Consider the following 17392-nt stretch of genomic DNA (forward strand, 5'->3'; position numbering starts at 1 on the left):
ACATAAACAGCTGAAAGAATTTCTTTCAGTTGTTTTTCTTGTAAATTTTGTACATAAAACATCATAAAAAGAGAATTGTTAGAGAGTTGTGCAAATTTTCAGTATTTTTATGGTACAATAGAATTAAAACTAAACCGTGGGAGAGTTGTATGAAATTATTGACAAATGTGTCACAATTACAAGGAACGTTACGTGTTCCTGGAGATAAATCAATCAGTCACCGTTCTATCATGTTCGGAAGTCTTGCTAAGGGGAAAACGACTGTTCGCGATATTTTACGTGGCGAAGATGTTTTGTCAACCATGCAAGTTTTTCGTGATTTAGGGGTTGATATTCAAGATGATGGAGACCTTGTAACCATTACAGGTGTTGGTTTTGATGGTCTTAAAGCCCCTCAAAATAAACTTGATATGGGAAATTCAGGAACATCAATTCGTTTGATTTCTGGTGTTTTGGCTGGACAAGATTTTACGGTTGAGATGTTTGGAGATGACAGTTTGTCAAAACGTCCAATGGATCGCGTGACAATTCCACTTCGTCAAATGGGTGTAGAAGTTTCTGGTCAGACAGACCGTGATTTGCCACCACTTACCATGCATGGAAGTAAAAATCTAAAACCTATTCATTACCAACTTCCTGTGGCATCAGCTCAAGTGAAATCTGCTTTGATTTTTGCTGCTTTGCAAGCAGATGGGGAATCAGTCATTATCGAAAAAGAAAAGACACGTAATCACACAGAAGATATGATTGTTCAATTTGGCGGTGCAATTGATGTGAATGGTAAAGAAATTCGCATCAAAGGTGGTCAAGAATTTACTGGTCAAGATGTGGTTGTACCGGGAGATATTTCATCAGCAGCCTTTTGGTTAGTTGCAGGGCTTATTGTTCCAAATGCTAAAGTAACACTTGAAAACGTTGGTATTAATGAAACTCGTACAGGGATTCTTGATGTCATTGAAGCAATGGGTGGTAAAATGACAATTTCAGATGTTGATGAAGTTGCCAAATCAGCAACGATTACCGTTGAAACTTCAGAGCTTTCTGGCACTGAAATCGGTGGTGAAATCATTCCACGTTTGATTGATGAATTGCCAATTATTGCTCTTCTTGCTACACAAGCTAATGGCACAACAGTCATTCGTGATGCAGAAGAATTGAAAGTCAAAGAAACAGATCGTATCCAAGTGGTAGCCGATGCTTTGAATGCCATGGGTGCTGACATTACACCGACTGATGATGGTATGATTATCAAAGGAAAAACACCACTTCATGGTGCTAAAATCAATACCTTTGGTGACCACCGAATCGGTATGATGACAGCTATTGCTGCGCTTTTGGTATCAGATGGTGACGTTGAATTAGAACGAGCAGAAGCAATCAATACAAGTTACCCAAGCTTCTTTAGTGATTTGGAGGTCTTGTCACATGGCTAGAATTATTATTGGATTTATGGGGTCTGGAAAATCAACCATTTCCTCACTTTTAGATAAAGATTATATCGACATGGATGCTTTGATTACAGAGCGTATTGGCATGTCAATTGCGGACTTTTTTGAAAAAGAAGGCGAAGCAAAATTCCGTGAGATTGAATCACAGGTCTTAGCTGAATTGGCGAATTCTGACCATGTTATCTCAACTGGTGGTGGTGTGGTTATCAACCCAGTTAACCGAGATATTTTGGCAAAAAATCCTGAAACGATTTACTTGAAAGCTGATTTTGACACGCTTTATGATCGTATTAAAAATGATACAAAGAATGTCCGTCCTTTATTTGTTAATAATAGTAAAGAAGATTTCAAAGCTATCTTTGATGGACGTCAAGAGATGTATGAGGCAGCGGCAAATCGTATTATCGAAGTTGCTGGAAAAACACCGGAAGAAATTATTGAGGAAATTGGATGAAAGTTGGCTATTTAGGACCGAATGGTTCTTTTACGCACAATGTTGCTGTTAAGGCATTCCCAGAAGCTGATCGAGTGCCTTTTGCAAATATCACTGAAGTAATCAAGTCTTACGAAGAAGGAATGGTGGATTATGCCATTATTCCAGTTGAAAATTCGATTGAAGGGTCAGTTCACGAAACTCTGGACTACCTTTTTCATCAAGCTAAAATTGAAGCGGTTGCGGAAATGATTCAACCCATTAAGCAACAACTTTTAGCGACTTCGAAAGATAAGAAAATCGAAAAGATTTTCTCACATCCGCAGGCTATTGCTCAAGGGAAAAAATACATCAAATCGCATTATCCGAATGCACAAATAGAGATGACAGCAAGCACGGCTTACGCTGCACGTTTTATTGCTGAAAATCCCGATGAGCCTTTTGCAGCAATTGCACCAGTTGCAGCAGCAAAAGAGTATGATTTGGAAATTATTGCTAAAGATATTCAAGAAATGGATGAGAATTTCACGCGCTTTTGGGTACTGGGGCGCAAGAAGTGTTCATTTGATTTGACTAAGTGTCAACAAAAAATCTCATTAGCTTTAACGCTCCCAGATAATCTTCCAGGTGCGCTTTATAAAGGTTTAGCGGTCTTTGCTTGGCGTGGGATTAATTTGACTAAAATTGAAAGCCGTCCCTTAAAAACTGCGCTTGGAGAGTATTTTTTCATTGTTGATATTGACAATACCAATGAAGCGCTTGTCTCTTTTGCCTTAGAAGAATTGCGCCAACTTGGCATTGGTTATAAAATGCTCGGAAATTACGACGTTTACAAGTTATAATTTCTTTCCTGATGTCTTTTTTAGTATAATAATAGTATAGTCGTTTCGTTAAACTTGTACTGACTTTAGTATAGATTGATTGAAAGAGTGGTATGAGACATGGCAGAAAATAAATTAAGTCGACATGAAGAATTAAGATATGAATACCTTTTGGGAAATTTAGAGTATCTAAATCCGCAACAAAAGGAAGAGTTTGGTTATCTTTATCAAAAAAAGCAGATGAGTATGCAAGAGATGTCATCTGGACATCCTTCGTCTGTCAACAAAGAGCCACATTATGAACGCTATGATGATTATGGCGACTATTACGATTATTATGATTACTACGATGACGACTATGATGATGATTATGACGCTTATGTGACTTATGATGAGTACGATGATTACGATACATTTGACAATCAATTAACGTCACAAGGTTTACCAAAATATCCTCAAGCAAAGAAGTCACATCGTTCAAAACGAAAGAAAAAAGCAAAAAAGCCCGCTTCTTCCTATTTGGACTATTACGAAGGAATTGCACACGATGAACCCAAAGCTCCAAAGGCAAAGAAGCCTAAAAAGAAGCATCACAAAAAACGCTTTAAACATTTTCTACAATTTTGTAGCTTATTAGTCATTTTGATTGTGGCTGGTATGGTTTATATGTTCTATCGTGGTGTCGATGAGGTATCAAGTGGTGAAACGAATTATTCTGCCGCTGTTACGGAACCATTTGCTGGTAAAGATAGTAAAGACGGTACCAATATTTTGATACTGGGTAGCGATAAACGAATCTCTCAAGGCTCATCAGACGCTAGAACTGATACCATCATGGTCATGAATATCGGCAATAAAGAAGGCAAGGTAAAGTTAGTTAGCTTTATGCGTGACACCTTGGTTAATATTAACGGTGTTAGTTATAATGATTACGCAAACGACCAAAAGCTTAATGTTGCTTTCAATATTGGTGAACAAGATGGTCGTCAAGGTGCAGAACTGATGCGTAAGACCTTGAAAAATAATTTTGACATTGATATTAAGTATTATGTCATGGTTGACTTTGAAACCTTTGCAGAAGCTATCGATACACTATTTCCAAAGGGTGTTGAAATAGATGCCAAATTCGGTACTGTTGATGGACAAGAAGTTTCTTCTGTTGAAGTTCCAGATGATTTGAACATGCAAGCTGATGGAACAGTGCCAAATCAAACGATTGAAGTTGGCAATCAAAGGATGGATGGGCGTACCTTGCTTAACTATGCTCGATTCCGTAAAGATGATGATGGTGACTATGGACGCACTCAACGTCAACAACAAGTGATTTCTGCTATCGTCAACCAGATCAAAGATCCTTCAAAACTCTTTACAGGATCTGCAGCCATCGGAAAAATCTATGCCCTTACCTCAACAAATGTGTCTTACCCATTTCTTCTTAAAGAAGGTTTGGGTGTGATTACTAGTGGTCAAAAAGGTATTGAGCAAAAGACGGTCCCAGCGGAAGGAGACTGGACTGATGATTATGACATGTACGGCGGACTCGGTATCGCAATTGATTTTAATAAATACCAAGAAGAGTTGAAGGAGCTTGGGCTACGTTAATAATATGATATAATAGAGAGGCAGTTATGCTTCTCTTTTTTTGAGAAAAGTAACCGAACGAGAATTGATTATTAGAAGCTTGAATTTACAGGCTTGTTGAAAGGAAAATATGTTAGAAAAAAATAGCATTGTTGAGGTTGAAATCACAGATTTATCACATGAAGGAGCTGGTGTTGCAAAGGTTGATGGCTTCGTTTTCTTTGTTGAAAATGCTCTTCCAGGTGAAAAAATCAAGATGCGCGTCTTGAAAGTGAAGAAAAATATTGGTTTTGGTAAGGTTGAAGAATACCTAACTATTTCTGAATACCGTAATCAAGATTTGAATGTGGATTATTTACGTACAGGAATCGCTGATTTTGGACACTTGGCTTACGCTGAACAATTGAAATTTAAACGCAAACAAGTCGCTGATAATTTGTATAAAACAGCTGGTATTTCAGACGTTGAAGTGTTAGAAACACTTGGTATGGAACACCCTTACGCTTACCGCAATAAAGCACAAGTACCAGTTCGTCGTGTTAACGGACAGTTGGAAACTGGCTTTTTCCGCAAACACTCACATGACTTGATGCCAATTTCTGATTTTTACATTCAAAATAAAGAAATTGATCGTTTAATCAATTTCACACGTGATTTGCTTCGTCGTTTTGATCTCAAACCATACGATGAAAAAGAGCAAACTGGTTTAATTCGTAACTTGGTGGTTCGTCGCGGACATTATTCTGGTGAAATGATGCTTGTCTTTGTCACAACACGTCCGAAAATTTTCCGCATCGAGCAGATTATTGAAAAAATCGTTGCAGAATTTCCAGCGGTGAAATCAGTCGTTCAAAATATTAACGATAAAAATACCAATGCCATTTTCGGCAAGGAGTTTAGAATACTTTATGGTAAAGATACGATTGTTGACAGCATGCTTGGCAATCAATATGAAATTTCAGCACGTTCATTCTACCAAGTGAATACTGAAATGGCTGAAAAACTTTATCAAACAGCTATTGATTTTTCAGATTTGACAGCGGACGATATCGTGATTGATGCTTATTCTGGTATTGGAACTATCGGTCTTTCATTTGCGAAAAATGTTAAAGCTGTTTATGGTGTTGAAGTGATTGAAGATGCTGTTGAAGATGCGAAACGCAATGCTGCGCTTAATGGAATTACCAATGCGCATTACGTGGCGGACTCAGCTGAACATGCCATGGCAACATGGAGCAAAAATGGTATCAAACCAAGCGTTATCTTGGTTGATCCACCACGTAAAGGTTTGACTGAAAACTTCATCAAAGCAAGCGTAGCTATGCAACCAGAAAAAGTTACTTACATCTCATGTAACCCAGCAACCATGGCGCGTGACATCAAACTCTACCAAGAACTCGGCTACAAACTCCAAAAAGTACAGCCGGTGGATTTGTTTCCGAACACGCACCATGTTGAGTGTGTTAGTTTGCTAGTTAAAAACGCAGAATAAGAGTCCAGCTTGCATTTAAATTTCAAGGCAAGCTGCTGAAACTATCTGCTAGATAGTTGCACTCCCAAATACGCACCATGTTGAGGCAGTATCACTGCTTGTACGAGCTACTGAAACAGCGAAGTAGAAGTAGATGTTCTGCCCATGCGATATAGGATAATCCATGTTGCTTTAGCAACTTAGGAGTATGCTACGCACAGTTACTCCAAGAAAGCGAGGTTACGAAGCTTGATTGGTTAGTAACCACTGCGCCTGTCGTAGAATGAGGAGTTAGCGACGAAATGAAACGGTAACGGCGAACCGTTGAATGTGTAAGCTTACTAGTTAAAAACGCAGAATAAGAGCTTAGCTTATTTTTCTTAAAGGAGGCCAAGGTATGGCAAATGCGATAACATGTATTCGAATAATTTGTAGTATCGTGTTATTGTTTTGTCCTGCTTTTTCGGTCTCTTTTTATGTGCTTTATATCTTAGCTGGGATTACAGATGTTCTTGATGGTATGGTGGCTAGACGACTTGAGTATGTCAGTGAATTTGGTTCAAGACTTGATACAATTGCTGATTTTATCTTTTGTCTAGTATGCTTTATCAAATTAATTCCAGTATTAAAATTTGAAAATTGGATGCTTATCTGGATTTTTGTGATAGCCGTCATCAAGCTAATTAATCTTATTTCTGCTTATGTTGTGCAGAAGAAGTTTGTGGCTATTCATTCAAATCTCAATAAATTAACGGGGATTTTGTTGTTTTTCTTGCCAATATCGTTAAAAGTAATTGACCTGAGTTACAGTATGCTGGTGATTGGGATTGTGGCAACTTTAGCTGCTATTCTGGAAGGCCACCTGATTAGAACAGGAAAAGGAGGTAGGCATGAAGTTTGTTGAAGTTGGTCAAGAAAATCAAGACGTTATCATGTTACTCCACGGTGGTGGCTTGTCATGGTGGCAATATCAAATTCAAATGGATTTGCTAGGCAAAAACTACCATGTGGTTGTGCCAATTCTCGATGGACATGCTGGAAGTGATAGGGATTTTACTAGTATTGAAGAAAATGCTGCTAGCTTGATTGATTTCATCAATCTTGAGTATGGCGGTTCGATTTTGCTAATTGCTGGTCTGTCGCTTGGCGGTCAGATTCTTTTAGAAATGCTTGCTAAGCAACCGACTATTTGTAAACAGGCGATTATTGAGAGTGCTGCTATCATTCCAGATAAATTGACAGCGAGTGTGGTTGCTCCGCTATTTTCGATGAGTTTTCCTTTGATTAAGAAGAAGTGGTTTGCAAAGATGCAGTTTCGCTACCTTGGCATTCGAGCTGATTTATTTGAACACTATTATGAGGACACAGTGAAACTTTCTAAGCAAAATTTGATTGCTTTTACAAAAGCAAGTAGCTTGTATCAAGTAAAGAAAAATTTGAAGAATTCGTTAGCGCGTGTTCGCATTATTGTGGGAGAAAAAGAAACTAAAAAGATGCATGCTTCAGCAAGGTATTTACATGATCTTTTACCAGACAGTCGCTTGGAAATCAAAGCTGGTCTGGCTCACGGTCAGTATTCTATTAATTATCCAGAATTATATGTCAAAGAACTTCTGGAGGAAATTCAAAGAAGTGAATGCAAGCACACAAGGAGTGAATGATATGGCTTCAAGCAAAGAGTATTTAACAGTTATTTTAGATCAATTGTCTGAGACAAAAGAGGTCTCTTGGCGAGCGATGATGGGCGAGTATATTATATATTGTCAAGGCAAGGTCATTGGTGGTATTTATGATAATCGTTTCCTCGTTAAACCAACAAAATCAGCGCTAGCTATGCTACCAGAGGCTAAGATGGCATTACCTTATGAAGGTGCCAAGAAGATGCTTCTGGTTGATAAGCTTGATGATAAAGCATTTTTGGCACAATTATTGCAAGCAATAGCTGAGGAATTACCTGCCCCTAAGAAAAAAAGAAACTAACCATTTAAAGGTTGGTTTTTCTTTTCAAAATTGAAAATAAGTTAAGAGTTAGTATATCTATTAATTGAATGATATACTTATTACAGCAATTGTTGATAAAATATGAATTGAGAAATTTTTGTATTTCAAGATTTCAAGTTTTCAGAAGGAAACTTGTTCTGAACTTTTTCTGAAATGTTGTTGCTATCCTTTTAAAGTCTTGATTATAGCGAAGATGCAACTGATGGTCAATTTTGGGTGAATGTATAGGAGATAGGATGTATAAAATTTTAGTTGTAGATGATGATTTTGAAATTTTAAAGTTAATGCGTACGATTTTGGAGATGAAAAATTATGATGTCACAACTTATCAAGGAATAACTTTACCGCTAAATAGCATGGATTTTCAAGGATATGATTTGATTTTGCTTGATGTCATGATGCCTGATATTGATGGTTTGCAAGTTTGTAAACAAATCCGCGATAAAGTGAGTGCGCCAATTATTTTTGTTAGTGCAAAAGACGAAGAAGATGATATCGTTACTGGATTAAATCTTGGTGGTGACGATTACATTACAAAACCATTTAGTGTTAAACAGTTGGTTGCGAAAGTTGCTGCGCATTTGAAACGCGAAGAACGTTTTAGAAAAGCTGAATCAGATGGGAAAGTTGTCCGAGAATTGCTACCGATTACTTTTTATTTACAAGAAAAAACGGTATGTGTTAATGGCAAGATTGTTCCATTGACAAGTAGAGAATACGATTTGTTAGAACTACTGTCAGCTAATCGCAATAAAGTTTTCACGCGAGAAGATATTTACAGCCATATTTATGATGAAGAAGCTGATGCTTTATTTCGTTCGGTATCAGAGTATGTCTATCAGATAAGAGTGAAATTCTCGTCTTATGGCATCAATCCGATTAAGACTGTGAGAGGAATGGGATATAAGTGGTATGACTAGACATTACTCAATCAAAAGAAGGGTGTTGCGGAGCATTTCTGAAATATTACTGGGAACCGTGATTAATGTCTTAGTGTTATTTTTCCTCACTTATCTTTTAGTGATAACAGGGCAGTTGAATAGCTATGGCTCAGAGTTTAAGGTTAAGATAAAAGATAATGCTTCAGCTAAGATGATTGCAAAGCAGTTAAATCAAACGACTTTTGACTATGTTGTATTTGAAAAATCTTCTGGAAAAATCAGCACCAGTAGGTATCAAAGTGAGGATTATAAGCATTATAAAGATGCTTTTGACCATGGAAGGACTGAAGAAGTTGGGACAATTCGTTATGCAAAGTTCAGTAATTCAAAATACGTGCTCATTCTCAGATGCCCAACCTTGCCTGAATTTGTCAATCCTAGATTAAGACAGATTTCATTTAATAGTTTTTCATACCTCTTTTTCTTGATATTAGAGCTCGCTTTGATTATCTGGTCAATTTCAAGGCTTTTAAAAGAATTTACTAAGAATTTTCGATTGATTCAAGAGATTTCTTTGACCATGGGAAAACCTGAGATGACTGTCAAACATTCTCAGACAGAAATGATAGAGTTTAACGATATTTTATCGATGCTTTATCAAAAAGACGCTGAACTGGTTACCCTGTTGGAGGCAGAGCGAAAAGCAAAAAAAGATTTATCTTTTCAAGTGGCAGCCTTAGCTCATGATATCAAAACACCTTTGACAGTTTTAAAAGGAAATTTGGAGTTGCTTGACATGACAGAATTGACGAATCAACAATCAGACTTTCTCAATTCAGCCGATAACAGTATCAAAGTTTTTGAAAAATATTTTAATGATATGATTCAGTATTCTCGCTTACTAGTGGAGGAAAAGGACTATCAGGAAGAGATTTTTTTACCAGAATTTTTAGAAGAACTCGATACAGAAGCAAGGGCAATTATGGATACACATGAGGCTGAGTTTAATGTGATTAAGCGCGTTAATCTGGAATTTTTCAAAGGAAACCAACTTAATTTAAGTCGTGCTCTGATTAATATTTTGTCAAATGCTGCGAGATATAGTTCTGGTCATAAAAAAGTAACACTTTCAGTGATTGAGGAAGAAGAGTTTCTAGTTTTTCATATATGGAATAATGGACCTGCTTTTACAAAAGAAGCTTTGGAAAGCGCAGATAATCTTTTTTACACTGAAAATAAAGGAAGAAATAGCAAACATTATGGTATAGGTTTATCATTTGCTCAGGCAGTTGCTAAAAAACACCACGGAAAGCTTGTCTTACAAAATCCTCCCACAGGTGGAGCAGTAGTCAGTTTATCTATCAAGAAATAGCATCTTTTAGGTGCTATTTTTCTTTTTTCTGAACAAACGCTGAAATTCTCTCGATATAGTTAATAGGTAAAAAGGAGGAAGACTTATGGTTGTGCAGGTTAAAAATTTGAAAAAGTCTTTTAAAGATAAAGAGATATTAAAAGGTGTTTCATTTGATATTGAAAAAGGTAATGTCTGTGGTTTGCTTGGCGTTAATGGTGCCGGTAAGTCAACCATTATGAAAATTATTTTTGGCTTGGAAGAAGCTGATAGCGGTGCTGTTGTTTTTAATGGTGAGCAAATTAGTGAAAAATCTAGTGCAGATTTTAACATTGGTGCTCTTATCGAATCACCAGCAATTTATATGAATTTGTCAGCTTTTGATAATTTAAAAACACGCGCACTCTTATATGACATTTCAGATGAGAGAATCAATGAAGTACTAAAATTGATTGGATTATCTCATACAGGTAAGAAAAAAGCAGGACATTTTTCATTAGGGATGAAACAACGCTTGGGCTTAGGAATGGCGATGATAACTAATCCTGACTTATTGATTTTGGATGAGCCAACAAATGGTTTAGATCCAGATGGTATTAAAGAATTGTTAGATTTAATAACGAACTTAAAAAAATCTGGCATGACCATTCTTTTATCAAGTCATCAACTCCACGAAGTTAGTAAAGTTGCAGACCATATTGTTATTTTACATAATGGTGAAATCTTCTATGATGAAGATAATACTCATGATGATGATTTAGAAAGATTATTCTTTAAAATCGTTCACGGAGGTGCTTAGGATGAAAAAGATATTGAAGTCAGAATGGTTGAAACAAAAGTCGAGCTCAGATAAGAAATTATTATTCTTTGTTCCATTTTTAACGATTTTTATCGCAGTATTGCTTTCAGGTTATAGCCTTTTAGAGAGTTTTTCAGTGTACTGGTGGGAATCAATCTTTTTGTACACTTTGATTGGTTTGTTATTTCTCTATGACTATAAAGCCGAAGAAAAAGCAGGTCACTTTCAAAATATTCATCTAGGAAAAGAGACTTTTAACATTTATCTAGCTAAGATGCTATTAAAGGTGAAAGATATTTTTGTAGCAACAGTAATCTTTACGGTGATATTTTATCTTGTATCACTGTTATTTTCAGGAGTAATGTCTGTAGATATGAGTAGAGATTTCCTTTGTTTGCTTTTGATTATGTTAGCCTCTATTTGGAATTTACCTTTCTTATATTTTTTATCACGATGGTTGAGTCCCTATCTTTTATTGGCAGTAAATGCTTTGGTGTGCCTGCTGGTGGCACCATTTTTAGCTCAGACATCTTTTTGGTATATTTTTCCTTATGCTTATCACTATAAAATTGCTTATGGCATGATGCAGTTAAAACCATCGGGAGATTTAGACGTTGCTGGTGTAATGGATATTCAACTGATTATTACAGCACTGGTACTATCCCTTTTGATGTGCTTGCTGTGCGTATTTTTACTGAAATGGAGGCTGAATAATGATGAATTATCTAAAAAGTGAGTTGGTAAAATGGAAAAATTCCTATGCTTTTTACTTGATTCTAATCTTGTCATTCTTGCAATTAGTCACCATTCTGCCTTATGTCTTGATTGTTAATAATCCGACTATCTTACAAAACATTGTTTTCTTATACATGTTAGGTTATTGTATCGTGATGAGTATCGTATCAATTTTGTTACATGAGCAAGAGATGGATGCTAATCATTTTCAGAACATCAGAAGTGAAAAGCATAAACTGAGAATTTGGTCAATGAAGCTTTTGGCGACTGATGTGATACTGCTTATTCCTACAGTTATACTTTGGCTGGGAGTCGGAGCTGAGGTCAATGAACTCACTCATTTTCTTTACATTGGACTTGTTGTTTGGCTATTGTTGATAATGTTGAATCATTTTCACATGTTTTTGAGCCTTTTTTTAGGAAAAGGGGGGAATTTACTCTTATCCTTTGTAGAATGTTTATTTATTATCTTTGCGACAAATAAAGCTTTTCTTAACGTTCTCTGGATGCCAATTGCACTTCCTGTTAACCTGATTTTTACTTATTCAGCGACAAGTTTGCTAGCCTTAGTGGCTGATATCATTCTATTTTACCTTGTAAACTTGGTAATGGTTAGTAGGATGAAGTTTACTCTGTAGAAGGAAAATCAGAACAGGCAGTAGTTGCTGTTGAAATTAATAATAGCTATCGCTTTGCTTATTATATTGAATAATTAAACCAACCAGATAATGTCTTTTTTATCTGGTTTTCTTTTGTCAGAATACCTTGATTTTGCTACAATGAAAGCAAAGAGTGATAACGTTTTCTTATAGGATGCGGAGGTATCGGTTATGGAATACATCCAAGTGACAAAGGAAAATTTGGAAAAAGAGCATATTTGTTGTGCCATCTCTAACAACAAAGATGTTCAGGTATCATCTAAAAAAGCCTGGCTGTCGGAGCGCTTTGATGATGGATTAGTTTTTCTAAAAAGTGTTGAACGTGGTAAGTGTTTTATCGAGTATCTTCCTGCTGAAAATGCTTGGAATCCCATTGAAGCAGATGATTATATGTACATTGATTGCTTGTGGGTATCAGGAGCATTTAAGGGACATGGGTATTCGACGGATTTATTAGAAGCTTGTATTACTGATAGTAAGGCTAAAGGAAAGAAAGGTCTGTGCATTCTAGCAGCGGCTAAGAAGAAACCATTTCTGGCAGACCCTAAGTATTTAACTTACAAGGGATTTAAGGTGGCTGATGAAGCTGACAATGGTATTCAACTTTGGTATTTGCCATTTTCTGATGATGACAAATGTCCAAAATTCAAAGCTTGTGCCAAACATCCTCATATCGATAAATCAGGTTACATTTTGTATTACACCAGTCAATGTCCTTTTAATGCCAAGTATGTTCCAATCCTTGCAGAAACAGCTCAGCAAGAAGGAATTCCTTTTGAAGCTATTCAGATTACGGATAAAAAAACAGCACAATCAGTGCCAACCCCAATAACGACCTATGCTCTTTTTTATAACGGAGATTATGTGACAAATGAGCAGATGAATGCCAAGAAGTTTTTAAAACTCGTCTCGAAGGTTGAAGGATAATTTTTCGATGAAGAGGTATGTATGATTGAGTTAAAACCACTTGTTTCAAGTGACCGTGAACAATTTATTAAAGATAATCAAGAAGCTTTCAATTATGGGGCCTTAGAGGAATTCGGCCAGCGTGATGACCATTTTGAAGAAGAGGAACAAATTATTTCCAGAGAAACGATTGAAGAATCAATTGATAGCGGACAAGCCTACCGTATTTTTGATAATGGAAAGATTGTCGGTGGTCTTGTGGTGCGTGTTGATGGAGATAGGGGAGATTTAGATTTGCTCTTTATTTCTCCTAAGTGTCATAGCAAAGGAATCGGCTACGCTGCCTGGTGTCAGATTGAAAAAATGTTTCCCCAAGTGAAAGTTTGGGAAACTGTGACACCGTATTTTGAAAAGCGTAATATCCATTTTTATGTCAATCGTTGTGGTTTTAAGATTGTTGAATTCTTTAACAGTCACCACAAAGATCCAAATGATGATGAAGCTTCAGAAATGTTTCGATTTGAAAAACGCCTATAGTTTCACTATTTAGGAGGAGAAGATTATGAATAAAGAAAACGGAATTGCAATGGGAATCAGCCTTGGAGTATTATTGGGGGCAGGAATCGGGATTTTGACGCATAGTATTGGCTTATGGGTGTCGTTAGGTATTTCCATTGGTCTCATCATTGGACTTCTTCTTGTGAAAGATGGCGATGATGATAATGATGAAATACAATAGTAATAGTATTTAAATAAGAGCTGTCGTTTAGCTAACGGCAGTTTTTTGTTTCAGAAAGTGTTATAATGTGCTCAAGTGATTTTTAAGAAAGTATTAGCCTTTGGGAGAGATTTATGGTAATTGTACAAACGACTATGACATTCATAGTGTTAGGGATTTTATATAAAAGAATGGTTCAAAGAGAAATTCCTCAGCCTATTGAGAGAAGACAAGCAATTTTTCCAGTTTTCTTAGGACTTGCATCAGTAGTTATTTATGTATTACTTATTTATTGGCTTGATATCTTTTCTGCGATAGCTCGGATGTTATCGGTTCACTTTACACCACTTTTCAATGATATATGCTCAGCTATTTTTGCGGCTGCTTTTCCCGAAGAAGCGGCAAAATTAGCGATGATGCTACTTGCTTTTTGGATGTTCCGAGAAAAAATAAAGAATGTCTATGAGTATGTATTGATTGGGGCAGCGGTTGGTTTTGGTTTTACCTTATTTGAAGAATTTTGTTATGGATTTGATCAGGACATAACTACTTTAGGTCGCTTGTTTACGGTTGCAGCTCATATGATTTTTGGAATGATTATGGCAAAGCATATTGGTTTAGCAAGGTATCAAAAGGCTTCAGAATTAGAAAGTGGCGATGCAGAATATATCAAGGCAATTTTGACACCTTTCTTTTTGCATGCTGGTTTTGATGCTTTAGTTGATAATCCTTTTATCAATAATGAAGATGATTTTGCTATCCTATTTTTAGGGTTTTTGCTCGCCATAGCAGCAACGATTGCTCTCTTTGTTTTACAAATTGAGGTATTATCAGAATTTAAAAAGGATACTGAAAAGTATTGCCAGATGACATTTTTATCAGAAACTGGCACAAAAAAGTCTAAAATCTGATAGGGAATAGCTGAAAAACTGTTGTTCGTTGTAACGACAGTTTTTTTATGATAGAATTCAGATATCATAATATTCTGATAATTACAAAGGAGGTTTTTGGATGAAAACAGTACTTGTAACAGGTGGAACAGTTTTTGTGAGCAAGTATGCGGCAGCTTACTTTCTTAAACAAGGCTATGATGTCTATGTGCTTAATCGAAATACCAAGACGCAAGTTGAAGGCGTGACTTTGATTCAAGCTGATCGACACAACTTGGAAAATCGACTGAAGGGTTTACATTTTGACCTTGTTTTGGATGTAACAGCCTACAAGGCTGATGACATTACTTGTCTTGTGGAAGCACTTGATTCATTTGGAACTTACATCATGATTAGTTCAAGTTCTGTCTATCCAGAAAATGGCCCACAACCATTTTTAGAAACTTCCCAAGTCGGTGAGAATAAGTTCTGGGGACAATACGGCCTCGATAAAATTGCTGCTGAAAAGCGGTTGCAAGAGTTGGTACCAGAGGCTTATATATTACGACCTCCTTACTTATACGGACCGATGAATAATGTCTATCGCGAAGCTTTTGTTTTTGATTGTGTAAAGGATGATTTACCTTTTTACCTTCCACGTCAAGGAGAATTAAAGTTACAATTTTTCTATATTAAGGATTTGTGCCGTATGGTAGAAAGGATTTTTGAAAAGCAGCCAAAAGAGCATCTCTATAATGTTGGCAATTACCAAGCAATAACTGTTCGTCAGTGGGTGAAACTTTGCTATGCTTGTAGCAATAAAATTCCAGAATTCATCGAAGTATTTGATGATGTGAACCAACGAAATTATTTTAGCTTCTATGATTATGAGTACTTTTTAGATGTTGAAAAGCAAAGAAAGTTACTTCCTGATTTGACTCCTTTAGAAATCGGTCTAAAAGAATCTTATATATGGTATGAAAATCACATTTTCGATGTGAAAAAGAAACCATTTTTTGATTACATCAATGCGCATTTAAAGTAAGGGAGGGCGTTTATGAATCAAGAATTTTTAGAAGAAAGTGACTATGTTGATTATCTTCATCCTGAAATTCAAAAACTTGCTCACCAATTAAAAAACGAGAGTAACGATGAAATAGATTTAGTCAAAAACACCTTCCATTTTGTGCGAGATAAAATTTCACATTCTTGGGATGTGAAAGATCATCGCGTAACAGTTTCAGCTAGTGACTGTCTTATAGAAGGTGTCGGAATTTGTTGGGCAAAATCAAATCTTTTAGCCGCACTTTTTAGAGCAAATGGCATTCCTTCTGGCTTTTCCTATCAACGATTGATACTTGGTTCTACACCTGACACAGGTTATTGTATTCATGCTCTTAATACTGTTTATCTTGATTCTTTAGGAAAATGGGTACGCCTAGATGCCAGAGGAAATAAAAAGAATGTTCAAGCAGAGTTTTCGCTAGATGAGGAACGATTAGCTTTTTATCCAGATGCGGAAGGTGAAGTAGATTATCACGATAATCATGCAAAACCAGATCAAGGCTTGATGACGGTACTAGAAAAGAGTACAGATGCTATTGATATGTACCTGCATCATTTACCCGATAGATTAACTTGCGAAGTGAAGTAAAGGAGCGATATGCTATTTAAAAAGGCTAATATTTCTGATATAGATACCTTGGTGTCAACACGGCTTGAAGTGTTACGGGCGGCAAATCTATTAGAGCCTTCCGTGGATTTAAGTCATTTGGCTAAAAGTTCAAAGGAGTATTATCAAGAAGCTCTGTCAAATGGCAATCACACGGCGTTTTTGGTTTATGATGCCGACAAAGTTGTTGCAACAGGGGCAATTTCTTATTATCAAGTTATGCCAACTTATCATAATCCGTCAGGAAAAAAGGCTTATATCATGAACATGTATGTGGCTCCAGAATATCGTAGACGCGGGATTGCGAGCAGTTTATTAGATTTGTTGATTGCTGATTCAAGAGAACGTGGCATTGACTTCATCACGCTTGAAGCGACTCATATGGGAAGAAAACTTTATGACCATTATGGCTTTTGTCAAATGAGTGATGAAATGCAATATCATAATAAAGAATAAGGCGCGTGGTGTTATCATAGACACTGCTGAATAAAGAAATGAGGATATCAAATGGCGGCAGATATTGATTATAAATCTATTCAAAATTTTAAATGTAGTGATTTAGAACGTTTGTTTCTGTCAGTGGAATGGTCATCTGGTCATTTTCCTGAAAAATTAGTCCTTGCTATGCAGAATTTTAAAACCGTTTATTCGGCTTGGGATGGGGATAAATTAATAGGGATGATTTGTGTCATGGATGATGGGGTCATGAATGCCTATATTCATTATTTGCTCGTTGATCCTGACTATCAAGGGCATACTATCGGAAGAAAACTGATTCAGATGGTAAAAGAAAAATACAAGTCTTTCATGCGAATTGCTGTGATTGGCTATAATAAGGAAATTGACTTTTATGAGAATTGTGGCTTTGTTAAAAGTGAAAATTGCTCACCGCTTTTTATTACATCGCTATGGACTTAGTTTTTAATATTAATGAGTGAGAAGGAATAACTGAATATCTTGTTAAATTAACAAGAGAAAGTCGCTGAAAGTTTGTCGCAGTTATCAAAAGTTAAGAATACTTATTTTAGAAATAAACGTCATTTTTTT

21 protein-coding genes are annotated in these 17392 nt (G+C 36.3%); all 21 read left to right on the forward strand.

Annotated elements, in window-relative coordinates; genetic code table 11:
• Positions 1-149: 149 nt before the first annotated feature.
• Positions 150-1433, forward strand: coding sequence for a 3-phosphoshikimate 1-carboxyvinyltransferase (gene aroA, locus BLP98_RS01230; protein WP_074481533.1), 1284 nt, complete (start codon positions 150-152; stop codon positions 1431-1433).
• Entirely contained in the window at positions 1426-1902 is a 477-nt protein-coding gene (locus BLP98_RS01235) for a shikimate kinase (RefSeq protein WP_074481534.1), read from the forward strand. Before aroA ends, BLP98_RS01235 begins: the two co-directional genes overlap by 8 nt.
• Positions 1899-2723, forward strand: a complete 825-nt coding sequence (gene pheA / locus BLP98_RS01240) for a prephenate dehydratase (RefSeq protein WP_074481535.1) — start codon at positions 1899-1901, stop codon at positions 2721-2723. The genes BLP98_RS01235 and pheA overlap by 4 nt, the downstream gene beginning before the upstream one ends.
• Positions 2724-2822: 99 nt before the next feature.
• Positions 2823-4304 carry an LCP family protein gene (locus BLP98_RS01245; RefSeq protein WP_074481536.1) on the forward strand — a complete coding sequence of 494 codons (1482 nt, stop codon included), beginning with the start codon at positions 2823-2825 and terminating at the stop codon, positions 4302-4304.
• Positions 4305-4413: 109 nt separating this feature from the next.
• Complete coding sequence (rlmD, locus tag BLP98_RS01250; RefSeq protein WP_074481537.1) at positions 4414-5775, forward strand: 23S rRNA (uracil(1939)-C(5))-methyltransferase RlmD; 1362 nt, start codon at positions 4414-4416, stop codon at positions 5773-5775.
• Between the two features lie 376 nt (positions 5776-6151).
• Entirely contained in the window at positions 6152-6658 is a 507-nt protein-coding gene (locus tag BLP98_RS01255) for a CDP-alcohol phosphatidyltransferase family protein (RefSeq protein WP_074481538.1), read from the forward strand.
• A complete protein-coding gene (locus tag BLP98_RS01260; RefSeq protein WP_074481539.1) occupies positions 6645-7415 on the forward strand; it encodes an alpha/beta fold hydrolase in 771 nt (256 codons plus the stop codon). Before BLP98_RS01255 ends, BLP98_RS01260 begins: the two co-directional genes overlap by 14 nt.
• A 1-nt stretch (position 7416) precedes the next feature.
• Complete coding sequence (locus BLP98_RS01265; protein WP_074481540.1) at positions 7417-7734, forward strand: TfoX/Sxy family protein; 318 nt, start codon at positions 7417-7419, stop codon at positions 7732-7734.
• A gap of 257 nt (positions 7735-7991) precedes the next feature.
• Positions 7992-8675 carry a response regulator transcription factor gene (locus BLP98_RS01270; RefSeq protein ID WP_074481541.1) on the forward strand — a complete coding sequence of 228 codons (684 nt, stop codon included), beginning with the start codon at positions 7992-7994 and terminating at the stop codon, positions 8673-8675.
• Positions 8668-10008, forward strand: coding sequence for a sensor histidine kinase (locus BLP98_RS01275; protein WP_074481542.1), 1341 nt, complete (start codon positions 8668-8670; stop codon positions 10006-10008). Before BLP98_RS01270 ends, BLP98_RS01275 begins: the two co-directional genes overlap by 8 nt.
• An 85-nt stretch (positions 10009-10093) precedes the next feature.
• Positions 10094-10786 (forward strand): ABC transporter ATP-binding protein, encoded by a 693-nt coding sequence (locus BLP98_RS01280; RefSeq protein ID WP_074481543.1) that lies wholly within the window; start codon positions 10094-10096, stop codon positions 10784-10786.
• A gap of 1 nt (position 10787) precedes the next feature.
• On the forward strand, positions 10788-11522 hold the full coding sequence (locus BLP98_RS01285; RefSeq protein ID WP_074481544.1) for a lantibiotic immunity ABC transporter MutE/EpiE family permease subunit: 735 nt from the start codon (positions 10788-10790) through the stop codon (positions 11520-11522).
• Positions 11500-12159: an ABC-2 family transporter permease gene (locus BLP98_RS01290; protein WP_074481545.1), complete on the forward strand. Its 660-nt coding sequence runs from the start codon at positions 11500-11502 to the stop codon at positions 12157-12159. The genes BLP98_RS01285 and BLP98_RS01290 overlap by 23 nt, the downstream gene beginning before the upstream one ends.
• Positions 12160-12351: 192 nt before the next feature.
• Positions 12352-13107, forward strand: a complete 756-nt coding sequence (locus tag BLP98_RS01295) for an N-acetyltransferase (protein ID WP_074481546.1) — start codon at positions 12352-12354, stop codon at positions 13105-13107.
• A gap of 21 nt (positions 13108-13128) precedes the next feature.
• A complete protein-coding gene (locus tag BLP98_RS01300) occupies positions 13129-13623 on the forward strand; it encodes a GNAT family N-acetyltransferase (RefSeq protein ID WP_074481547.1) in 495 nt (164 codons plus the stop codon).
• A 25-nt stretch (positions 13624-13648) separates the two neighbouring features.
• Entirely contained in the window at positions 13649-13825 is a 177-nt protein-coding gene (locus tag BLP98_RS09430; protein ID WP_200795908.1) for a glycine zipper domain-containing protein, read from the forward strand.
• Positions 13826-13938: 113 nt separating this feature from the next.
• Entirely contained in the window at positions 13939-14715 is a 777-nt protein-coding gene (locus BLP98_RS01305) for a PrsW family glutamic-type intramembrane protease (protein ID WP_074481548.1), read from the forward strand.
• Positions 14716-14815: 100 nt separating this feature from the next.
• Positions 14816-15718, forward strand: coding sequence for an NAD-dependent epimerase/dehydratase family protein (locus BLP98_RS09515; RefSeq protein ID WP_074481549.1), 903 nt, complete (start codon positions 14816-14818; stop codon positions 15716-15718).
• Positions 15719-15730: 12 nt separating this feature from the next.
• On the forward strand, positions 15731-16327 hold the full coding sequence (locus BLP98_RS01315) for a transglutaminase-like domain-containing protein (protein ID WP_074481550.1): 597 nt from the start codon (positions 15731-15733) through the stop codon (positions 16325-16327).
• Positions 16328-16336: 9 nt separating this feature from the next.
• The gene (locus BLP98_RS01320) at positions 16337-16801 is read left to right on the forward strand and encodes a GNAT family N-acetyltransferase (protein WP_074481551.1); all 465 of its coding nucleotides are present in this window, start codon (positions 16337-16339) and stop codon (positions 16799-16801) included.
• A 51-nt stretch (positions 16802-16852) separates the two neighbouring features.
• Positions 16853-17263 (forward strand): GNAT family N-acetyltransferase, encoded by a 411-nt coding sequence (locus tag BLP98_RS01325; protein WP_074481552.1) that lies wholly within the window; start codon positions 16853-16855, stop codon positions 17261-17263.
• Positions 17264-17392 lie beyond the last annotated feature (129 nt).

Source organism: Streptococcus equinus (genome assembly GCF_900104225.1).
Classification (GTDB): Bacteria; Bacillota; Bacilli; order Lactobacillales; family Streptococcaceae; genus Streptococcus; species Streptococcus equinus_D.

Excerpts from the sequence above, each read along its gene's own strand:
- BLP98_RS01325 (WP_074481552.1), top strand. The coding sequence starts at position 16,853 with ATGGCGGCAGATATTGATTATAAATCTATTCAAAATTTTAAATGTAGT.
- BLP98_RS01300 (WP_074481547.1), top strand. The coding sequence starts at position 13,129 with ATGATTGAGTTAAAACCACTTGTTTCAAGTGACCGTGAACAATTTATT.
- BLP98_RS01290 (WP_074481545.1), top strand. The coding sequence starts at position 11,500 with ATGATGAATTATCTAAAAAGTGAGTTGGTAAAATGGAAAAATTCCTAT.
- BLP98_RS01270 (WP_074481541.1), top strand. The coding sequence starts at position 7,992 with ATGTATAAAATTTTAGTTGTAGATGATGATTTTGAAATTTTAAAGTTA.
- pheA (WP_074481535.1), top strand. The coding sequence starts at position 1,899 with ATGAAAGTTGGCTATTTAGGACCGAATGGTTCTTTTACGCACAATGTT.
- BLP98_RS01255 (WP_074481538.1), top strand. The coding sequence starts at position 6,152 with ATGGCAAATGCGATAACATGTATTCGAATAATTTGTAGTATCGTGTTA.
- BLP98_RS01275 (WP_074481542.1), top strand. The coding sequence starts at position 8,668 with ATGACTAGACATTACTCAATCAAAAGAAGGGTGTTGCGGAGCATTTCT.
- BLP98_RS09430 (WP_200795908.1), top strand. The coding sequence starts at position 13,649 with ATGAATAAAGAAAACGGAATTGCAATGGGAATCAGCCTTGGAGTATTA.
- BLP98_RS01320 (WP_074481551.1), top strand. The coding sequence starts at position 16,337 with ATGCTATTTAAAAAGGCTAATATTTCTGATATAGATACCTTGGTGTCA.
- aroA (WP_074481533.1), top strand. The coding sequence starts at position 150 with ATGAAATTATTGACAAATGTGTCACAATTACAAGGAACGTTACGTGTT.
- BLP98_RS01285 (WP_074481544.1), top strand. The coding sequence starts at position 10,788 with ATGAAAAAGATATTGAAGTCAGAATGGTTGAAACAAAAGTCGAGCTCA.
- BLP98_RS09515 (WP_074481549.1), top strand. The coding sequence starts at position 14,816 with ATGAAAACAGTACTTGTAACAGGTGGAACAGTTTTTGTGAGCAAGTAT.
- BLP98_RS01245 (WP_074481536.1), top strand. The coding sequence starts at position 2,823 with ATGGCAGAAAATAAATTAAGTCGACATGAAGAATTAAGATATGAATAC.
- BLP98_RS01260 (WP_074481539.1), top strand. The coding sequence starts at position 6,645 with ATGAAGTTTGTTGAAGTTGGTCAAGAAAATCAAGACGTTATCATGTTA.
- BLP98_RS01315 (WP_074481550.1), top strand. The coding sequence starts at position 15,731 with ATGAATCAAGAATTTTTAGAAGAAAGTGACTATGTTGATTATCTTCAT.
- BLP98_RS01305 (WP_074481548.1), top strand. The coding sequence starts at position 13,939 with ATGGTAATTGTACAAACGACTATGACATTCATAGTGTTAGGGATTTTA.
- rlmD (WP_074481537.1), top strand. The coding sequence starts at position 4,414 with ATGTTAGAAAAAAATAGCATTGTTGAGGTTGAAATCACAGATTTATCA.
- BLP98_RS01295 (WP_074481546.1), top strand. The coding sequence starts at position 12,352 with ATGGAATACATCCAAGTGACAAAGGAAAATTTGGAAAAAGAGCATATT.
- BLP98_RS01280 (WP_074481543.1), top strand. The coding sequence starts at position 10,094 with ATGGTTGTGCAGGTTAAAAATTTGAAAAAGTCTTTTAAAGATAAAGAG.
- BLP98_RS01265 (WP_074481540.1), top strand. The coding sequence starts at position 7,417 with ATGGCTTCAAGCAAAGAGTATTTAACAGTTATTTTAGATCAATTGTCT.
- BLP98_RS01235 (WP_074481534.1), top strand. The coding sequence starts at position 1,426 with ATGGCTAGAATTATTATTGGATTTATGGGGTCTGGAAAATCAACCATT.